18 protein-coding genes are annotated in these 18,214 nt (G+C 57.9%); 11 read left to right on the forward strand and 7 right to left on the reverse strand.

Features of this window, described 5'->3' with window-relative positions:
- Positions 1 to 65: 65 nt before the first annotated feature.
- Positions 66 to 377: a DUF6679 family protein gene (locus IQ241_RS19890; protein WP_193910589.1), complete on the forward strand. Its 312-nt coding sequence runs from the start codon at positions 66 to 68 to the stop codon at positions 375 to 377.
- 27 nt (positions 378 to 404) lie between these two features.
- On the opposite strand, the gene IQ241_RS19895 is transcribed toward IQ241_RS19890, so the two are convergent.
- Positions 405 to 2,312, reverse strand: a complete 1,908-nt coding sequence (locus tag IQ241_RS19895; RefSeq protein WP_193910591.1) for a DNA/RNA helicase domain-containing protein — start codon at positions 2,310 to 2,312, stop codon at positions 405 to 407.
- Positions 2,313 to 2,451: 139 nt separating this feature from the next.
- On the opposite strand from IQ241_RS19895, the gene IQ241_RS19900 reads away from it, so the two are divergent.
- Positions 2,452 to 2,847 carry a VOC family protein gene (locus tag IQ241_RS19900; RefSeq protein ID WP_193910593.1) on the forward strand — a complete coding sequence of 132 codons (396 nt, stop codon included), beginning with the start codon at positions 2,452 to 2,454 and terminating at the stop codon, positions 2,845 to 2,847.
- Between the two features lie 50 nt (positions 2,848 to 2,897).
- Positions 2,898 to 4,388: a glycerol kinase GlpK gene (gene glpK / locus IQ241_RS19905; RefSeq protein WP_193910595.1), complete on the forward strand. Its 1,491-nt coding sequence runs from the start codon at positions 2,898 to 2,900 to the stop codon at positions 4,386 to 4,388.
- Here the strand turns inward: glpK and IQ241_RS19910 are convergent.
- Positions 4,385 to 5,860 (reverse strand): leucyl aminopeptidase, encoded by a 1,476-nt coding sequence (locus tag IQ241_RS19910; RefSeq protein ID WP_193910597.1) that lies wholly within the window; start codon positions 5,858 to 5,860, stop codon positions 4,385 to 4,387. The two genes, glpK and IQ241_RS19910, sit on opposite strands and share 4 nt — an antisense overlap.
- Positions 5,861 to 6,215: 355 nt before the next feature.
- Between IQ241_RS19910 and IQ241_RS19915 the strand changes: the two genes are divergently transcribed.
- From IQ241_RS19915 to IQ241_RS26040, 4 genes are all read left to right on the forward strand, one after another.
- Positions 6,216 to 8,414: a lytic transglycosylase domain-containing protein gene (locus IQ241_RS19915; protein ID WP_193910599.1), complete on the forward strand. Its 2,199-nt coding sequence runs from the start codon at positions 6,216 to 6,218 to the stop codon at positions 8,412 to 8,414.
- A gap of 108 nt (positions 8,415 to 8,522) precedes the next feature.
- Positions 8,523 to 9,599, forward strand: a complete 1,077-nt coding sequence (locus IQ241_RS19920; protein ID WP_193910601.1) for a helix-turn-helix domain-containing protein — start codon at positions 8,523 to 8,525, stop codon at positions 9,597 to 9,599.
- Between the two features lie 75 nt (positions 9,600 to 9,674).
- The gene (gene tatC, locus IQ241_RS19925) at positions 9,675 to 10,472 is read left to right on the forward strand and encodes a twin-arginine translocase subunit TatC (RefSeq protein ID WP_193910603.1); all 798 of its coding nucleotides are present in this window, start codon (positions 9,675 to 9,677) and stop codon (positions 10,470 to 10,472) included.
- Positions 10,473 to 10,783: 311 nt separating this feature from the next.
- Positions 10,784 to 10,909: a hypothetical protein gene (locus IQ241_RS26040; protein ID WP_265579919.1), complete on the forward strand. Its 126-nt coding sequence runs from the start codon at positions 10,784 to 10,786 to the stop codon at positions 10,907 to 10,909.
- A gap of 111 nt (positions 10,910 to 11,020) precedes the next feature.
- Here IQ241_RS26040 and IQ241_RS19930 read toward each other — a convergent pair whose 3' ends face one another.
- The 5 genes from IQ241_RS19930 to IQ241_RS19950 form a co-directional block, all read right to left on the reverse strand.
- Positions 11,021 to 12,046, reverse strand: coding sequence for a glycosyltransferase family 2 protein (locus tag IQ241_RS19930; RefSeq protein WP_193910605.1), 1,026 nt, complete (start codon positions 12,044 to 12,046; stop codon positions 11,021 to 11,023).
- A gap of 109 nt (positions 12,047 to 12,155) precedes the next feature.
- Positions 12,156 to 13,067, reverse strand: coding sequence for a lysylphosphatidylglycerol synthase domain-containing protein (locus IQ241_RS19935; protein ID WP_193910607.1), 912 nt, complete (start codon positions 13,065 to 13,067; stop codon positions 12,156 to 12,158).
- A 59-nt stretch (positions 13,068 to 13,126) separates the two neighbouring features.
- The gene (locus IQ241_RS19940; protein ID WP_193910609.1) at positions 13,127 to 13,861 is read right to left on the reverse strand and encodes a C40 family peptidase; all 735 of its coding nucleotides are present in this window, start codon (positions 13,859 to 13,861) and stop codon (positions 13,127 to 13,129) included.
- A 76-nt stretch (positions 13,862 to 13,937) separates the two neighbouring features.
- Positions 13,938 to 14,591 carry a hypothetical protein gene (locus tag IQ241_RS19945; protein ID WP_193910611.1) on the reverse strand — a complete coding sequence of 218 codons (654 nt, stop codon included), beginning with the start codon at positions 14,589 to 14,591 and terminating at the stop codon, positions 13,938 to 13,940.
- Entirely contained in the window at positions 14,588 to 15,862 is a 1,275-nt protein-coding gene (locus tag IQ241_RS19950) for a glycoside hydrolase family 10 protein (protein ID WP_228021886.1), read from the reverse strand. Before IQ241_RS19950 ends, IQ241_RS19945 begins: the two co-directional genes overlap by 4 nt.
- Before the next feature lie 312 nt (positions 15,863 to 16,174).
- Between IQ241_RS19950 and IQ241_RS19955 the strand changes: the two genes are divergently transcribed.
- From IQ241_RS19955 to IQ241_RS19970, 4 genes are all read left to right on the forward strand, one after another.
- Positions 16,175 to 16,411: an AbrB/MazE/SpoVT family DNA-binding domain-containing protein gene (locus IQ241_RS19955; RefSeq protein ID WP_228021887.1), complete on the forward strand. Its 237-nt coding sequence runs from the start codon at positions 16,175 to 16,177 to the stop codon at positions 16,409 to 16,411.
- On the forward strand, positions 16,408 to 16,788 hold the full coding sequence (locus IQ241_RS19960) for a type II toxin-antitoxin system VapC family toxin (protein ID WP_193910618.1): 381 nt from the start codon (positions 16,408 to 16,410) through the stop codon (positions 16,786 to 16,788). Before IQ241_RS19955 ends, IQ241_RS19960 begins: the two co-directional genes overlap by 4 nt.
- Positions 16,789 to 16,846: 58 nt before the next feature.
- Positions 16,847 to 16,996 carry a hypothetical protein gene (locus IQ241_RS19965; RefSeq protein ID WP_193910620.1) on the forward strand — a complete coding sequence of 50 codons (150 nt, stop codon included), beginning with the start codon at positions 16,847 to 16,849 and terminating at the stop codon, positions 16,994 to 16,996.
- 213 nt (positions 16,997 to 17,209) lie between these two features.
- Entirely contained in the window at positions 17,210 to 17,845 is a 636-nt protein-coding gene (locus IQ241_RS19970; RefSeq protein WP_193910622.1) for a type I restriction endonuclease subunit R, read from the forward strand.
- Positions 17,846 to 18,214 lie beyond the last annotated feature (369 nt).

Genomic DNA, 18,214 nt, shown 5'->3' on the forward strand with positions numbered 1-18,214 from the left:
ATGGGAAGAATATATCTAAGGATAGATGCAAATTGCGAACCTGTTGAGGCGATAGCTAAGGGCCTATGGAAGATAAACTCAAGGAACTTGTAGGTCAGCCCTGCGTCTGGCTCTATATCAAAAGCAGCAACGGCTGGTTCAAGAATGTTGAGATTTTAGACGTCAGCGCTCAGACGGTCACCTTTCGCTACGAGTCTGAGTCAGAGACCGATCGAAAACTTTGGGAAAAGACGACGCGGATTAGCAATGTCGCTGAGATTGAGATTCGCCTGGTCTCGATCCCCAAGGCCAATCAGCAGCTCACCGACATTCGGGTCCAGCTTTCAAAACTGCTCAATCAGGATAGCGCTTCAGATTTTGAAAATCCGGCAGCCTAAGCCTATCGGGCTATTGAGTCAGCCAGCTTAAACGAGCGAGTCCCAGCTTTCCAGAGCCCGCAGGCCAGCCTGAACGAGGGCGTCATAGGTCCCATCCATCGCCGCCTGAGGGGGGACAAATACGATAAAGCCGTCCCGCCCTCGGGTTAGCAAGACCCGATAGCTGTTCAGCCGCAGCCGTAGCGGGTCGCGCACCTGTCGCTGCCGGACCGAGCTGCGCCAGCCTAGCTGCTGCCAGGTCAGATCGTTGCCCCAGCCGATAATGGGAAAGTCTAGCTCCAGCCCCTGACAGCCAAATTCGGTGACGACCCCGGCAAGCGCACAGCAGGACAGCGGCGAGTCGGGCGGGTCGATATACCAGGGGCCGACTTTCAGCCTTTGGGTAGACAGATAGTCGTTTTTGATGCCGGCATCCGTCAGATTTTTAGCCCGAGAGGACGCGATCAGGCCATAGCGCTTTGTTGGCTGGTCCTGATAGCGCTGGCGGCAGTAGTCCTTAGCCCGATCGAGCTGACGGGTTAGGTAGGCATCGAAGCCCTGATCGCGCAGCCGGGGCATGCGGGCGGCGGCGGCTTGGAGCTGGCCCTTGAGCAAATCGCTCACCCAGTGCTGAAGATCAGCGGCGAGGTGCGATCGCAGCGTCGTCGTCAGGTCTAAGCCATCTGCGGCATGAACCGGCGAGCTGAGGTCAGCAAAATGGCCCGTCTGGGAGACGGGGCAGTGCACCTGCCAGTCGGCCTGAGCTTGGGCGATGCCCTGGCTCCACTGTTCCATTCCGGCCTCTTCGCCCACGTGAATTTCTTGGCCTTCGCCAATCAGCCCCAGCACGACCCCCCAACTCGGCGTCCGCTCCGTAATCCGCAGCACGATCTCGGGAGCCGAAGCGGCAATCCCATATTTATCGCCCATTCGCCCTGCATCCCAGGCCCGCTGAGCTTCGTCAAAGACAATCACATGCTCGCGCGGCGCTTTCTGCTGCCGCACCTGATGGGCCATGTAAAAGTTGCGGACCGCTTGAACAAAGGCGCGGCTCTTGAGGGCGTATTGCAGCACCGTAATCAGCGGTCCGTTGCCCGAGAGCAGCACCGCCTGGGACGGCCCATCAGACTGCGGGCTTTGGTAGACAAACTGGAGGCCGACGAGGGTTTTTCCCGCACCCGGCACCCCAGTCACTAAAACTAAATGCCGCTCCTGCCGGGCCTGAGCCTGCTCGACTAGCTGGTTTAGATAGTCCAGTACGGCTGGAATCCCAGCGCTGTGGGCCTGGCGAATTGAGGGCAGCGGCTGATTTTGAAAAATCCGGCGGGCGGCCTGGATGACCGTGGGCAGCGGCGCGTAGTCGGCTGTTAGCCAAGCGGACGGATCGATGTTGGGCTCGGTCGGTTCCAAAGCCGCTAGATAGGGGACAAGATCCGCCGGGCCTAAAACCGCGATCGCTTTCCATTCAGCAGGCTGCGTTCGGCGGGTCAGCACCACCGCCGTCTGCACCGGATTGAGCCGAGAGCCGCTGTGGTACTCAGCCAAATCTCGACCGTAGGCGGCGGCCTGATCCCGGTCAGCGGCAGCGGGAGAGGCCTTTTGCTTAAACTCTAGAACCCCGATTTGGCCGTCGGCTAGGATCACCAGATCGGGGCGGCGGCCCCCTTCTCGCGGCAGCTCGTATTCAAATACCAGCGTCCAGGCGGCGCTGGTAGGGCGCTGCTGGCAGAGCTGAGGGAGGCGCGATCGCAGCACCTGGCCGCAGTCCTGCCAGGCCTGCTGCTGGGTCTGGGTCGCCCGCTGCTGATACAGCCCCTGGCATCGCGATAGTAGGGCGGCCAGCCAATCTTCCGGAGCGAGTCTGAGAAAGGCTTCAACCGTCCCAGCCCAGCCATAAGGCGGTAGGTTAGGAGGGTCGCCGGTCTCAAAAACGGAAAGCTGTGAATCAGAACCCATGCCATATTAGCCTTAAACTCAAGCGCCCTTGACTCGGGTGCTCTTTCACTCTAACGATTGCCACTCTAACGATTGCCACTCTAACGATTGATTGAGAGCCGGCTGACAATCCAGTCCCCCATGCTAAAAAATGAACGCTATGGATATTCAAGCTGCCCACACCCGACTGCTGGTTGCAGACGTTGGCACCTGCGCCAAGTTTTATCGAGACATTTTAGGCTTTACGCCAGTGACAGAAGATATCGAGCGCGGCTATGCCGAATTTGAGATTGCCAACATGCGGCTTTCGCTGTTTAGAAAGCACGAAATGGCCGAAATCCTGCGCACCATCGATAAACCCGCTACCGCCGACTGCCAAGACCGAATGGTCTTTATTCTCAAAGTTCATGACCTTGACAGCATCTATCACCAGCTCAGGCATAAAGGCGTCACCTTTGTCGAATCGCCGACTCAAAACACCGATTTTGCCTTGAAGGTGGCCTACTGTCGCGACCCGGAAGACAACCTAATCGGCTTTTTTGAACCGATGATGTGAGCGCCGCGCGCTGACGTCCCAAAATGACAACCCGCATACGAGGAACCCCCATGCAATACATCATGTCCCTTGACCTGGGCACTACCGGCAACCGCGCGATTATCTTTGACCGGGCCGGTCAGATTGTCGGGCTGGCTTACAAAGAGCTGACCCAGTATTATCCCAAGCCCGGCTGGGTCGAGCACGACGCGATGGAAATCTGGGAAGCGATCCGCTGGGCGATGGGGGCAGCGATTCAGGATGCGGGCATTACCGCCCAGGATGTAGCCGCGATCGGGCTGACGGTCCAGCGTGAAACCTGTTTGCTGTGGGATAAAACCACGGGTCAGCCGCTGCACAACGCCATTGTCTGGCAAGATCGACGGACAGCGGGGCTCTGTCACCAGCTCGAGGCGTACCGCAGCGAAATCTACGAGCGCTCTGGCCTATTTCTAGACGCCTACTTCTCGGCAACGAAGCTGATGTGGCTGCTGGATCAGGTCGGCGATGTCAACCTGGACAACGTTCTAGGCGGCACCATCGATAGCTGGGCGATCTGGCAGCTAACAGGTGGAAAAGTGCACGCCACCGACCACAGCAACGCCAGCCGGACCATGCTGATGAACCTGAAAGAGCAGGACTGGGATCCGGAGTTGCTGAAAATTTTCAACCTGCCCCAGCAGATTTTGCCTGAGATTAAGCCTAGCCAGGGAATTTTTGGCCAGCTTGACCCCGACCTGCTGGGGGTCGAGATTCCGATTGCGGCGACCTTTGGCGATCAGCAGTCGGCCCTATTTGCCCACGGCTGCGACCAGCCCGGCTTGCTGAAATGCACCTACGGCACGGGCTGCTTTCTGGTCTCGCATATGGGGGGCGAGATCGTGCGATCGCAAAACCACCTGCTCTCGACCGTAGCCTGGACGACAGCCCAAGCGGGCGGTGACTATCAGCTTGGCTATGCGCTAGAAGGCAGCATGTTTACCGCCGGCGCCTGCATTCAGTGGCTGCGGGACGGCCTGAATATTATTGATACAGCCGCCGACAGCGAACCGCTGGCCCAGCAGGTGGAAGACAACGGCGGTGTCTATTTTGTCCCCGCCCTCAGCGGCCTGGGCGCGCCCCACTGGGATATGAGCGCTCGCGGTGCGTTTTTGGGGCTCACGCGGGGGGCCAGCAAAGCCCATATGGTGCGGGCGGTGCTAGAAGCGATCGCAAACCAGGCCCGGGAGGTGGTGCAGGCCGTCAATGAAGACAGCGGTACGCCGATCAAAGAACTCAAGGTAGACGGCGGCGCCTGCCAGAATGACTTCCTGATGCAGTACCAGGCCGACGTATTGGGGATTCCGGTAGAACGCCCAGCGATTCTAGATGCGACGGCCCAGGGGGCTGCCTTCGCTGCGGGCCTGGCCGTCGGCTATTGGGACAGCTACACCGACCTGGTCAAGGGACGCAAAATCGACCGGGTATTTGAGCCTTCGGCCCGCGCCACCCAGGCTCAGGATAGCTTTGCCACCTGGCAGAAGGCCGTCGAACGGGCGAAGCATTGGGTCGAGGATGACTAGCCGCTAGTAGTAATCCACTGCACCAGCATCCGTACCCCGTAGCCGGTCGCGCCGGGGCTGTTGTAGCCATTCTCTTTGTCAGTCCACACCGGACCAGCGATATCCAAATGCGCCCAGGCCGTCTCTTTGATGAACTGCTTGAGGAAAAGCGCGGCGGTAATCGAGCCGCCCGCCCGGGGGCCGGTATTTTTCATATCGGCGACAACCGACTTCAGCCCTTCAAAATATTTTTCTTCCAAAGGCATTTTCCAAACCTTTTCGCCGGAGACCTCAGCCGCCTTCAGCAGCTCGTCGCCCAGCGCCGGGTCGGGACTGTAGAGGGCTGACATATCGTCCCCCAGGGCTACAACGCAGGCTCCCGTCAGCGTCGCCAGATCGACGATCGCGTCTACCTGCAGTGCTTCGGCATAGACCAGCGCGTCAGCTAGGGTGAGGCGACCCTCAGCATCGGTGTTGTTAACCTCGATCGTTTTGCCGTTAGAGGCCGTTAGAATGTCGCCGGGACGCATAGCGTGGCCGCTGACCATATTCTCGGTCGCCGCGCTGATGAAATGCACTTCTACTTCTGGCTTTAACTGCCCCACTGCCTTGGCTGCACCCAGCATCGCCGCCGCGCCGCCCATATCAATTTTCATCATCTCAATCCCCGAGCCGCCTGTCTTGAGGTTGAGGCCGCCCGAGTCAAAGGTCAGCCCCTTACCAATAATGGCAAGCTTGCGGGTTGGGGTACCCTCTGGCTGATAGGTCAGGTGAATGAACTTAGGGGGTAGGTCTGAAGCCTGAGCTACCCCAAGATAGGCCCCCATGCCAAGCTTTTCGCAATCTGCGCGCTCTAGTATCGCCAAAGTCAGGCCGTGATCGCGGGCAATCTCAGCCGCAGTGTCGGCTAGCCGCAGCGGGGTGACGACATTGGGTGGGGCCGCGACCAGCTGACGGGCAAGCAATACCCCATCGCAAATTTGCTGGGCCGATTGAATGGCAGCATCCTGCCCGCTCAGCTCTAGCAGATGAACCTGCTCTACCTGAAAATGAGCTGGGTCCGCCTCCGATTTAAAGCGAGTATCCTGGTAGAGCGCCAGTATCGCGCCCTCAACCAGCGCCTGAGCAGTCAGGGCGGGGTGGTTATTCCAGACTGGAAAACTGATGCCCAGCTGGGCACATCTTGCTTGCTGCGCCAGACGAGCAGCCCTGGCAGCAGCCTGGCGCAGACCTTCCAAATTCAGCTCGTCAGCGCGGCCCAAGCCAACAATCCCAAGCTTGCGAATCGGGCCGCTACCCACGCGAAGGATAGCCGTACTGGTCGCTTTGGCTTCAAACTCAGACTCGTCGATCAGCTCCTGCAGCAGCCCCGAGAGCTTGTCATTGAGCTCTGCCAAGATGCCCGTCAGCGGTAACGACTCTTCGGAGAGACCAATCACCAGACAGTCGCCTGACCAATCGAGACAGGATTGGGCCGATGCTAAAAAATTCATGCTTGATTCTTCACCAAAATTCACTGGACTGCTGGTCCCACTATCCATCAATTTTACCTATTATAATTGGGACAATGGCCGGGCTGGGCGAGCGGTTAAGCGGCTTCTACGGTTGACATTTTCCGCTTTTTTGCTACAACTTCAGGAAAAGTATACTTTAGCGTTCTTTGGTAAGCCTGTGAACAGCTCCCAGTAAGTCATTGGCGGCGCAGCGTCGGTTAGATTTTGAGCCAGGGGGCCAGCCAGCGCTGCTGTGTCACCCACAAACCGGACAGCAGCGCTATTCTTTATTCACCTTATTCACCCCATCTCTATAGTTCCTCGCAGGACTTGGGGACAGGCCTCGGGAGCATCTATGTGGCAGCCGTTAAAAGAGAAAATCAAAATCCATTGGCCGCTTTTAGCCCTAGCGGGTGTGAGTGCGCTATCGGTCGGCATGGTAGTGGCGCTGTTAGAAACCGTAGGTGTGCTCAACTTGGCGCCCGCTGATTCTGCCATTGTTGAGTCAGAGCTGGCACCAGAAGCCCCCTCGGCGGTACTCGGACTCGCCGATCGGCCACCGGCCCAGCGCACGGAAGCGCTTTCGCTGATTGCCCAGCAGCAGGACAATCAAGAGGGCCATCGAGCCCGCTATCTGCTGGCAACCGACCTGCTCAGTCAGGGACGAGGCGGTTCTGCCCTCACGGTCTTGGACGGCTTAGAGCAGGACTATGAGGCGCTGGCTCCCTACGTTTTACTCAAGCGGGCTCAGGCCCAGACCGCGGCGGGCCAGCCCGAAGCGGCTCAGCAGACCTGGCAGACCCTAGCGGAGCAATATGCCCAGCATCCCGCCGCGGCGGAAGCGCTCTATACGCTAGGCCAGTCCGACGAATCGACCTGGGAACAGCTGATAGCTAACTTCCCAGCTCATCCCCGCAGTGTCGAAGTCGCGGCTAAGCAGCTACCTGTTGCCACCGGGGCGAAACAGATGGCGCTGCTGCGGCTACTCGTCAACTACGGTCTCCACCAGTCGGAGTATGGCACCTGGCTCGACCAGTTCGTGAGCGAATATGGATCGCTGCTGACGCCAGAAGATTGGCAAGCGGCGGGTTTCGGCTATTGGGAAACGCAGCGCTATGGGAAAGCAGGCTCGGCCTATGCCAAGGCCCCAGCCAGTCCGCTGAGCCGCTATCGAGCCGGGCGAGGGGCCCAGCTAGACGGCCAGCGCAAGGCCGCGATCGCAGCCTATCGGCAGCTGGCTCAAGCCTTCCCCGACGCGCCTGAAACGGCCACTGGCCTGCTCAAGCTAGCCGACTTACTGCCCCAGCCCGAGGCGATTAAAGTACTTGACCAGGTGATGGCCCGTTTCCCCAATCAGGCCGCTACAGCCCTCGGCAAACGGGCCGACCGGCTCGACGCTTTGCAGAGCCCCACCTCAGCCCAACAGGCGCGAGACGCTGTCCTTTCCCAGTACAGCCAGTCTGAAGCCGCTGCCGAACTGCGCTTTCGGCAGGCCCAGCAGCAGGCTAAAGCCGGTCATTACGAGTCTGCCCTGAGCTGGGCGCAGCAGCTGCTAAAGGATAATTCCACCCATCAGCTCGCTCCCGAGGTGGGCTTTTTGGCAGGCAAATGGGCGCTTCAGCTAGAGCAACCTGAGGTAGCGCAGCGGGCTTTTGAGCGGGTGATTGGGCAGCATCCCGAGTCTTACTTTGCCTGGCGTTCAGCCGTCTATCTGGGCTGGGACGTGGGAGACTTTGACGGCGTTCGCAGCCTCGACCCGCAGATTGTTCTCCCCGACCAGCGGACACCGCCGCCGGCTGGCTCGGACACGCTGAAGGAGCTGTATCTGCTGGGGCAGGACCAGGACGCCTGGACTCAGTGGCAGAACGAATTTCGCGATCGCGAAAGCCCCAGTGTAGCGGAGCAGTTTACCGACGGCCTGATGCGAATTGGCGTGGGCGATACGCTGGACGGCATTTTTATGGTCTCTAATCTGGCCTGGCGGGAGCAGCCCCAGGCGCGCCAGGAATACCTAGCGCTGCAGGCAGATCCGGCCTATTGGCAGGCGATGTATCCCTTTCCCTACGAGCAGCTGATCGAAACCTGGTCCCGCCAGCGTCAGCTCAACCCGCTGCTGGTGACGGCGCTGATTCGTCAGGAGTCGCGCTTTGTCGCCGACATTGAGTCGGTGGCCGGGGCGCTGGGGCTGATGCAGGTGATGCCGGGCACTGCCGACTGGATCGAAGCCCAGATTGGCCAAACGGGCTACGACCTGACCCAGCCGGCCGATAACGTTGAGCTGGGCACCTGGTACCTGGACTATACGCACCGCGAATATGACAATAACGCCCTGTTCGCCGTGGCCAGCTACAATGCCGGCCCGGGCAACGTAGCCGACTGGATTCAGCGGGGCGGCTTCACCGACGCCGACGACTTCGTCCGCCAGATTCCCTTTGCTGAGACCCAGGGCTATGTCGAGGCGGTGTTTGGCGGCTATTGGAACTATCTGCGGCTTTACAACCCCGCGATCGCGGCCAAAGTCGAACGCCTAGCTGCGACTCAGCCGAACAGCTAATTTCCCACAAAGCCCCATTCACTCATAAAATAAACAGCAGCGTTTGTCAGGACTCGTCAGCTGGCGAACCGGGTTTGAAACAGTGATTGGGATTTAACAGGGTTTATCGTGACCAAATACAACGCAGCTCAATGGGAGCAACTGAGTAAAATCGGTGCTTTTCTTCGAGAGACCCGCGAAAAGCACGACAAGTCGCTCGACGATATTGCGATTAGTACCTACATTCGCCCGCCGATCCTGGCTGCGCTCGAAGCCGCAGACCCTGACCGGCTCCCCGAGCCGGTCTATGTCCAGGGCTTCATTCGACGCTACGCCGAAGCGCTTGGACTCGATGGTCAAGCGCTGGCTCAGCAATTTTCCGGACTGAGGCCCGCAGCTCCTCGGGGCATACCGGCTGACCTTCCCCCCCGTACGACCAACGGCATCCCGTTCGGTCGCAGCCCCCAAAATAGCCCGCCGTCGAATTTAGCCCCGTCGGCGGATACGGCTCGCAAGCCGGTTCAGGCACCGGTTCAGGCGACCGAAGCGGCGGCAGCACCGACGACCGAGCCAGACAGCGCTGAGACCAACGGCAACCAGGCGCAGCCGCTGGTCGCCCAGGCCGCCGCGATCGCGGCTGAGCCGACCCTGCCGTCAGACCCGCCGGATCCTGCCGCTCCCGCTCCGATATCTGTCCCTACACCCTATAGCCCTAAGGCCCCGTCTAGCTCAGCCCGCTCCAGCCAGTCAATCAATTTTACGCCCTACGCCCTGGCCGGAATTTTAGCCGTGCTAGTCGTGGGGGCGGTCGCCCTGCTAGCGAACCTTTCCGGCAGTCGGCCCGCGGCTGAAGTCGAGCCGGTCGCTGAAGCTGAAGCCCCCGAAGTCGCTGAGCCGCCTGCCCCGCCAGTGGCTGCAACGCCGGAACCGGCCCCACCGCCGGAACCAGTCAGCGAGGCCCCGGTCTATGTCAGCCTAGACACGACAGGAAACGCCTGGATCAGCGTGATTGCTGACGGGCGTAAGGTTTTTGAAGGCACGCTACCGCCAGGAGAATCGCAGCTGTGGGAAGCGCAGCAGAGTATCGACGTCTTTACCGGCAACGCTGGCGCCGTACTTTTGTCCCACAACGGTTCTGAACCCGCTCCGATGGGCGAACTCGGCAAGACTAGCCAGGCCATCTATACGGCTGACTCGGCGGAATAAGATAGCGGCCAGAAGGGTTTAGCAAAATCGTTTAGCTAGAATGAGAAAGATCCGATAGCCCCCTTGCCGGAGCCTATGACGCCGCCCACCGATGTAGAGACCGCAACAGAGTCACAGCTGAGCAATCAGCCCAATCGCGCCACCCAGTCCGAGGCATCGCTGGATGAGGTGCCCAACGACGTGGAAATGTCGCTGTTCGACCATTTAGAAGAGCTGCGTCAGCGCATCTTCTATGCGCTGATCGCGATCGCGGCGGGGGTGATTGGCTGCTTTACCGTAGTCAATCGGATTGTCGAGCTGCTAGAGGTGCCAGCCCAGGGCGCCAAATTTCTCCAGCTTTCGCCGGGCGAATATTTCTTTGTCTCGATCAAGGTCGCCGGCTACAGCGGCATTCTGATTGCCAGCCCTTTTCTGCTCTACCAGATTATCCAGTTTGTGCTACCGGGGCTGACCCGCCGCGAGCGTCGGCTGCTGGGTCCGATTGTGCTGGGCTCAAGCGTCCTGTTTTTCGCCGGGCTGGCCTTTGCCTACATCGCCCTGATCCCGGCCGCACTCAGCTTCTTTATCAGCTATGGGGCCGATGTGGTCGAGCAGCTCTGGTCGATCGATCGGTATTTTGAATTTGTGCTGCTGCTGCTATTCAGCACCGGATTGGCCTTCCAGATCCCGGTCATTCAGCTGCTGCTCGGGCTTTTAGGCATTGTCAGCTCGCGGACAATGCTCTCGGGCTGGCGCTATGTTTTGCTGGGGGCGGCGGTACTGGGCGCAGTGCTGACGCCTTCTACCGACCCCATTACCCAGAGCCTGCTGGGCGGTGCTGTCCTCTTCCTGTACTTCAGCGGCGTGTTTTTGGTGAGAGCCATCGGCCGGTAGCGCATTTTGTCAATCGAAACCATTAATTTATATTAAGTAGCCCCTGCCAGTTCAGAGGTGCAAATGTCAAAATGGATACAGACAAGAGATAAGTCTGTCGGTCACCCTTTCTGGCACCCTTTCTGGATTTTTGGCTTTAGCGCCTGTAGTGACTTCTGAGAGATCAGAAAAGAGGCCAGAAAAGACCAGAAATCAGGGCGGAAGTAGGGAGCTCCCCGAAGGAACGCGCCTCTTTATCTGAACCCCATCATCTGCATTCCCCCTATCATCTGCATTCCCCCTATCATCTGCATTCCTTGGAGGCGAAATCCATGAATACCGAACTTTTAAATGGTCTAGAGGTCATTTTCACCATTAGCGCGATGACCGCAGTGCTCTGTCCGATCTTTTGCTGGGTTCTACCCAACCGGGCTCGGGCCGGCAGTGGCGCCGTCTAGTTGCGGATAGCGACATAACCGGCTAGCCAAGCCGTCAAGAAGCCGTCAATTTATCCATCAATAGTGAAGCGTTAGATCGATAGCGCTTCGCTTTTTTATGAGGCCCCGGGTTTATGAGGCCCCGGGCTGATCGCGATGCGCTGAGCAGCCGACCACTTCTCTGACCCGATAGATCGGCCGTCGCTGAGACTCGTGATAGGTGCGCATCATCATCTCGGCCAGCAGGCCAAAGCTCAGCAGCTGAATGCCGGCGATGAAAAGGACGACCGCGAACAGCAGCAGGGGACGGTTGCCAATATCGGCCTGTCGAAAAAACTTGATAACGGCTAGATAGGTGCTTAGCGCTAGGCTGATTAGGATCGAAACAATGCCGAAGGAACCGAAGATGTGCATCGGCCGGGTCAGAAAGGTTTTCATGAAATAGATGGTAAACAGGTCCATCAGAACCCGGAAGGCTCGACCGAGTCCATATTTGCTCTGACCAAACCGGCGAGCGTGATGACGTACGGGAATTTCAGTGATTCGCGCCCCTTCAATAAAGGCTAGGGCTGGCAGAAACCGATGCAGCTCGCCGTAGAGATGCATATCATGGGCAACTTCGGCCCGATAGGCCTTCAGCGAGCAGCCGTAGTCATGCAGCTCAATCCCAGTGACCTTACCGATTAGCCAGTTCGCTAGCTTCGATGGCAGCAGCCGGGTAAGCGTATTGTCCTGCCGGGACTGGCGCCAGCCGCTGACCAGATCGTAACCCTGCTCGAGTTTATGAAAGACGGTTGCAATATCGGCCGGTTCATTTTGCAGATCGCCATCGAGGGTGACGATCACTCGACCCGCCGCATAGTTGAAGCCCGCCGCCATCGCCGCCGACTGCCCGTAGTTGCGACGCAGAATCACGACCTGTAAATCCTGCCGCCTCGAAGCAATTTGGCGGAGCAGGTCCGCCGACCCGTCGGTAGAGCCGTCATCGACGCAAATCAGCTCGTAGGGCAGATTCATCTCGGTTAAAACGGTGCCAACCTGGTCAACCAGCAGCGGAATGCTGTCGTACTCGTTATATATGGGGATGACAACCGAGAGAACGAGGCCGGTCGGTCCAATTGCTGCGTTGAGGCTTGGGGATAGCGCAGAGTCAGGCATGGGGACTGATGATTCGCTCAATTAAACATCCTAATGAGATTAACCCGATTCAGACTGACGACTAGGACGATGGGTTGATGGATTGCCGGTGATATCGTCGAATCGTTGCCTAGCGGCGGCTGAGGCGCTGATCGAGCCAAACTAGGCCGGCGCCGCCCACTTCTGCCAGGGTACTGATCAGCCGATAAAGCGCGACGCTGCTCAGAACCAGCCCGGCTGAAAACTGATCGTCCAGCAGCGCGATCGCGGTTGCCTCAAACACGCCTATCCCACCGGGGGCACCCGGCACCACTAGCCCCAGCAGCCAGGCCAGACTAAAAGCACTGAGCAGCGGTAAGACCTGTTCCCAGGTTATGCCCAGCAGCCCCGCGACGGTAAGCAAAAAGCCGGTTCCCCGTAGGATAACAAAGCCCAGTTCTCCCAGCAGCGGCTTCAGCGGATAGTGCCTGAGCTGAACCGTAGGTTCGATTTCAGCCAGCTTCTGCGCCTTGGCCTTAATCCGACCCAGTCGTCGCAGCACCGGATTGAATAGGCGGGGATGAACACCGACTAGCGTCACCGTCAGGACCCATAGCTGTAACCCCCCGATCTGCGAACTGCTGACAGCCGCTAGACTGATGGCGGCGGCCGCCATCAGTAGCGGCTCCATCAGTACGCTGAACAGAGCTATGCCAGCAGAAGCGCCGGTTGCCTGTACCGCGCGAACTCGCCCATAAAAATGCCAGACGTTGCCCGGCAAATATTTAGCAATATTGGTCTTGAGATAGACCTGAACAGCCCAAGTGCCGCTGAGGGGCTGACTGAAGCTCTGAAGAATCCAATGCCAGACCCAGCCAGACCAAATGTGCGCCAGCAGGGTAACTCCAAGGGCACAAATCAAGCAGGCCCAGGTCTGAGCCGTCACCTGAATCGCTGTGACGTCTCGCCAGTGATCTCTTAGGGTCTGAGCAATAAAGAATAACGTACCTCCTAAAATAGCCCAGCGGAGGTAGGGTTTCAGACGATGAACCAGCGGCGTCATAGGCAGCAGCTACCGGTCGGAAGCCAGCGAATTGAGCAATAGAGTGGAGGGCAAGCGAATTAGGGCAATGATTGGGCTGGCCGATAGCTCTGAACAATGCGTCCAAAGCTACGAAGCTGCTGTTGGTATGCGGCGCTAATCGGATCGCTCAGGTCTGTAATAGAGTCGATTCCGATTCCGTTTCGCCCCTGGTCGCGACCTGAGCTGTGGATGTAGCTGCCATTGCCCAAATAGAGTGCGACGTGATTCGTTCGCTCAGCCGTACCAAAGAAAATTAGGTCGCCAGGATGCAAGTCGGCCTTGGCGATCGGTTGAGTAAAGGCTTCCTGCTGATAGGAATCGCGGGGAATTCGAATGCCGGCAGCGGCAAAGGCCGCCTGCATCAGGCCCGAGCAGTCGTAGTTGGGCGCGACTGTGCCGCCCCAGAGATACTGGTTAGGAACTGCCTCTGCCGCCCGAGTAAACGCGATCGCCGCCGGCAACCGAGCCTGAATCTCAGCCGCCGTCAGGGAGGTCGGCTGGTAAGGTTGGGGGGGCAGCGAAAGCGGCAGAGCGGCCGCTGCCGGCGGCTGGGGAAACGCAATCCAGCCCGGGTAGTCGTCTTCACACAGACGTATCTGAACAGCAGTGGGACGATTTTCACGGCCTTCGGCCAGGTCGATAATTTGCAAATGCCGACCGCGATCGGCCTGGGTGGTTAAATCCTCACAGGTGGGTGACTGATAAAGATTGAGGGGCTGGTCGCAGCGATATTCCGCCGACGGTGACTGCTTCAGCCGTTCTAAAGTAAGCATAGGGGATAGGCCGTCTAACTCGCCCGATTGGGATCTACGGCGCTACGGTTATAGCATGCCGCTGCCTCAGCTCATCCTATCGGCGACGGCTGGGATGCATTAGCAAGCCTAGGCTAATGCCTGAGAGAACCGCGATCGCGCCCCAGGCCAGCAGCAGCCCTAGCACGTCGCTGATAAACAAATCTGTCGCGAGCCGCAGCAGGCCACCGACGCCCCAGCCCAGGGCAATGGCGATCGCCCAGATCAGCACGCTAGCGCCAATCCAGCGCCAGGCCTGGGGAATCTGTCGCCGCAGCACAAACCACTGGCCGCTGCCCAGGACCAGGCCGGCATAGCCGCCGTGCAGCACCCCGTAGATCAGCCGCAGCGTCGGGCTGGGGGTACTCGGAGCCATCCATCCCACAGCGCCGATGTTAGCCAGGGTTAGGAAAACCCAGGCCAGAACTGTGGCGACCATCCAACCATAGGCCCGATACAGGTGCAGGCGCAGCACTTGCCATTGGGCAAAGCCCACCATCAAACCGCCTAACGCTGCTTCTAGCAGCGATATATCGGTTTTTTCGCCTACTTCAATGCAGAGCAGGGTTAGCCCAAAGGCGAGGCCGGTCGCTCCCGACCAGCGCAGCCAGAAGCCCACGCCGGTTGGGGCTGCATGTTTGGGCAAGATTGCACCCACAGGCGGCTTGGCTGCTGAAGGGCTAAAGGAATCGGCAGAGGGACTGAGGGTCATGGCGAGCGCAACAGATCGCGAAACTTTTGGCGGCGGGTCTGGGGCGACTCGGGAGTGAAATAGCTCCAAAGCGTTTGCCAATAGAAAAAGGAAACGCCGTGGAAGTTGCGATCGCGGCTGGCGGCTACCTGCTCGGCAATCTGCTCGAACCCAATCGGACGTTCCCAGGTCCCGGTCAATATGCCAACGCTGACTGGAATTCGCTGCCGAGCCGACTGCACCCCCGGCTGCGAGAGCTCGGTCTCAAAGCTGGCCAGATCGTTCCGGTAGACCTGCAAAACCAGCTCATCTATCCAGCCATTATCCACCCATCGCTGCCAGTCTTGCAGATAGTAGTGATAGGCATAGCCAGCCGGATGGGGCGATAGGGACAGCGTACAGCCAGGGCGAGCTGCTGTGATGGCTTCATGTAGCCGACTGACAAAGCCGCTGAGCTTGCTGGCCCGCCAGCGCATCCAGTCGCCATCGGTGGGATTGCTCGGGGGCGCCTGGCCGCCGTGCTCAGCCCGATAGAGATCAATGGTGTAGGGATCGTAGCCAAACTCGACCGGCAGGCTAAAGTGATCGTCGAACTGGATGCCGTCCACCGGATAGCCCTCGACCACTTCCATCACCAGGTCCAGCAGCAGCGACTGAACCGCCGGATGCAGCGGATTCAGCCAGGCCAGCTGGCCCGCTAGGGGATTGTGAAATAGCCGATCGATTAGCCGCTGCCGACCGCTCAGGGCCTGCGGCTCAAATACGCTTTCCTGCAACCGGTAGGACCCGTTTTGGCGCGTTGTTAGCCAGTCGGGATGCTGCTGCGCGATCGCGGCATGAATCGGTACCATAAACCCATATTCGAACCAGGGGATCACCCTGAGCTGGCGGCGATGTCCCCGTCGCGTCAGCTCCGCGAGCACGTCCTGGCCGAGATGAGCGAAGTTCAACAGCGGCTCAACCGCTTCCCCGGTCAGCTGCTCCAGCCGCGAGCTGGGATAAAAGGTCTGCCCCCGGTTCCATACCACTGGGTAAATTGTATTAAAGTGCAGGTCGGCGAGCTGATCGAGGGCACGAGCCAGTCCCCAAGGCGCAAAAAATACACCGCTGGCCACGTTGGTGAGCCAGACTCCTCGCAGCTCAGCGGAGGTAGAATCGGCAGCGCGACCGGACCGTTCAGCAGGCTTAAACTGCCATAGCCCCGCTAGCGCCAAGCAGACGACTAAGCCAACGACGATGGTGGCTCGAACCCTGATTTTTTGCTGCCGCATGCCGATACAGAGACTTCCCAAAAATTTGGTTTGCTCTCAATTTTAGGGCTTAACCCACTCCAACGGAAGCGCCGCGCGCTGCAGTAATCGAGCTTTTCTACCGGTTGTGCGCCTCTGTATTGGGAGTGTCGCCTGGATTCGCTTGAGCGTGAAATTGAATCGGAGCCTGCTCGGATCGAGCAGACCTACCAGGTTGAGTCTCATCGAGAAGAACCGGTAGGTCTGGAGTATCTGTGGTTGATGACTAACTAAGCGCCCCTGTCGTTCACTCCTTTGATGTGTCAACATTTTGGCATATGTGGCAATGGTGATGGTTTTATGGCAGATCAGCCTATGGAAGTTCAAATTGGAGCGAGTGGTCGTTTAGTCATTCCCCCTGAGCTACGGCAGCAGCTAGCGCTGAAGCCGGGCGATCGCTTAGTGGCTAGAGTTGAGAACGGTCGGCTGGTATTCGAGAAAGCAGAGTCTATTAAGCAGCGGCTGAAGCAGCGGTTTGCCCACCTCAAAGGTCAGGGAATCATAGACGAACTGATAGCCGAGCGTCGGTCAGCTGCTCAGGAAGAATCATGACTGCGGTGCTAGATGCTTCGGCCTTGTTAGCGTTTCTGCTGGATGAACCGGGACAGGACCAGGTTGATGATGCACTATCTGGGGCAACAATATCAGCGGTGAACTGGTCTGAGGTCTTGCAGCTGTTGGTCAGGCGTGGGGAAGCAGTCGATGGCTGTCGTAATGATTTAGAAGCGCTGGGACTCTCGATTGTAACCTTCGATGCGGAGACGGCTGAAACTGCAGCTCAACTGTGGCTAGAGGGCCGTCCCTACGGCCTTTCTTTAGGCGATCGCGCCTGCATTGCCTTGGGAAAAGCTTTGGAGGGACCTATCCTTACCGCTGACCAGATCTGGGCTACTGCCTTTCCAAATCTTCCTATCCAGCTGATTCGATAGTTATCACGACCGACTTTGAACTAATACGTTAGGGGACGAAGGTAGCCATTAGCATCTTTTGAATGGCACTCACCTGCGGCTGGTCTATGCACCTCAGGGAGAGTCATCTGAGTATCTGACGTTTCCGATTCAGGCGATGACGGAGGTTGCCGGGGCGGGTGATTCTGGATACTCTAGAGATGCTGCTGGGGGCAAGTCGTCTGTTTAATGCACCGACAGGCCGAACGCTGCCGCAGCTGCTAGAGCAAAGCAGAGTGGGGGCGCACGAATTGTCTAGTTGATTGGGCCGATCTGCTTAGCAGACACAGACCATACGGATAAAATAAAAGATGAAGCGATAACCTTGAGCAGGATCTGGACTGTCGAGCAGTCCAAATCACGTATCCGAACGGAAGCTACCTAATTGAGGCAACTGACTTTCATGACACAGATTTCGCAAGCTAGGGATATCAGCTTGGAAGAGCTGCACTGTCACTTCAATTTGGAAATTGCTACGTCAGAAGATTTTTTTGGTGAATGGCGAGCTAGCCTTCCAGCAGCGACAGATTATGAAAAAGGGCTGCTAGAGCGAGTTCAGCAAAATTATCTCAACCTGGCTAGCCGCAGATCTTTTTCGGAAGAAGCCGTCAAAATGGTTGTACTTTCACCGCTTTTGGACTTAGCAGGTTTCTATCAGACTCCTTTTAGCCTCCAAACTGAAGAATCTATCGAAATTGAGGCTGAAGACGAGGCAGTCGTCATCAGAGGCAGTATAGATGTTCTGGTTATATGTCGGCAGTTCTGGGTGCTGGTGATCGAATCAAAAAGCACGCGCTTCGACGTCATGACTGCGCTACCTCAGGCCTTGGCCTATATGCTTGATACCCCAAACCGGGAAAAGCCAGTCTATGGCCTGTTAGTCAATGGCCGCGAATTTGTTTTTATTAAACTCCTGCAGCATCCAGCCCCTGTTTACGCCCGCTCTTTCGCCTTATCTATCGAACGAGACAATGAGCTAGTCCAGGTTTTGGGAACTCTCAAAAATATCAGGCAGAGCATACTTGAGCAGCCTGCCTAAGGGCCAAACAACAAACCTGCTGTCAATAGCGTCGTAGCTTCAAATGCTTTTTGGGGTCTGGGTACTTTGCAGTTCCACTTGGAAATTTTCTGTAGTACTTCTGCTGGTGAATTGTCTAAGGTTTCGGGCGATCGCGCCTGAAATTTACCCGTTAGAGCATAGGTGACTAGAGCTAGGTACTCCCAAACTATGATGCCTAGCTGTTCGATTTAGCCAGCGCCTCGAAGCCCGAAGTGACGGGGTATCAAATGTCAATTAACTTGTCCGGTCAGCGTCAATTAACTTGTCCGGTCTTATCAGTCTGCTTTTGAGAACGCTGTTTAGCCCTGTGCTGCCGAAAACTGTCTGCCTGGATTTCGATGATGACCG

The sequence above is a fragment of the Vasconcelosia minhoensis LEGE 07310 genome (genome assembly GCF_015207255.1).
Classification (GTDB): Bacteria; Cyanobacteriota; Cyanobacteriia; order Phormidesmidales; family Phormidesmidaceae; genus Vasconcelosia; species Vasconcelosia minhoensis.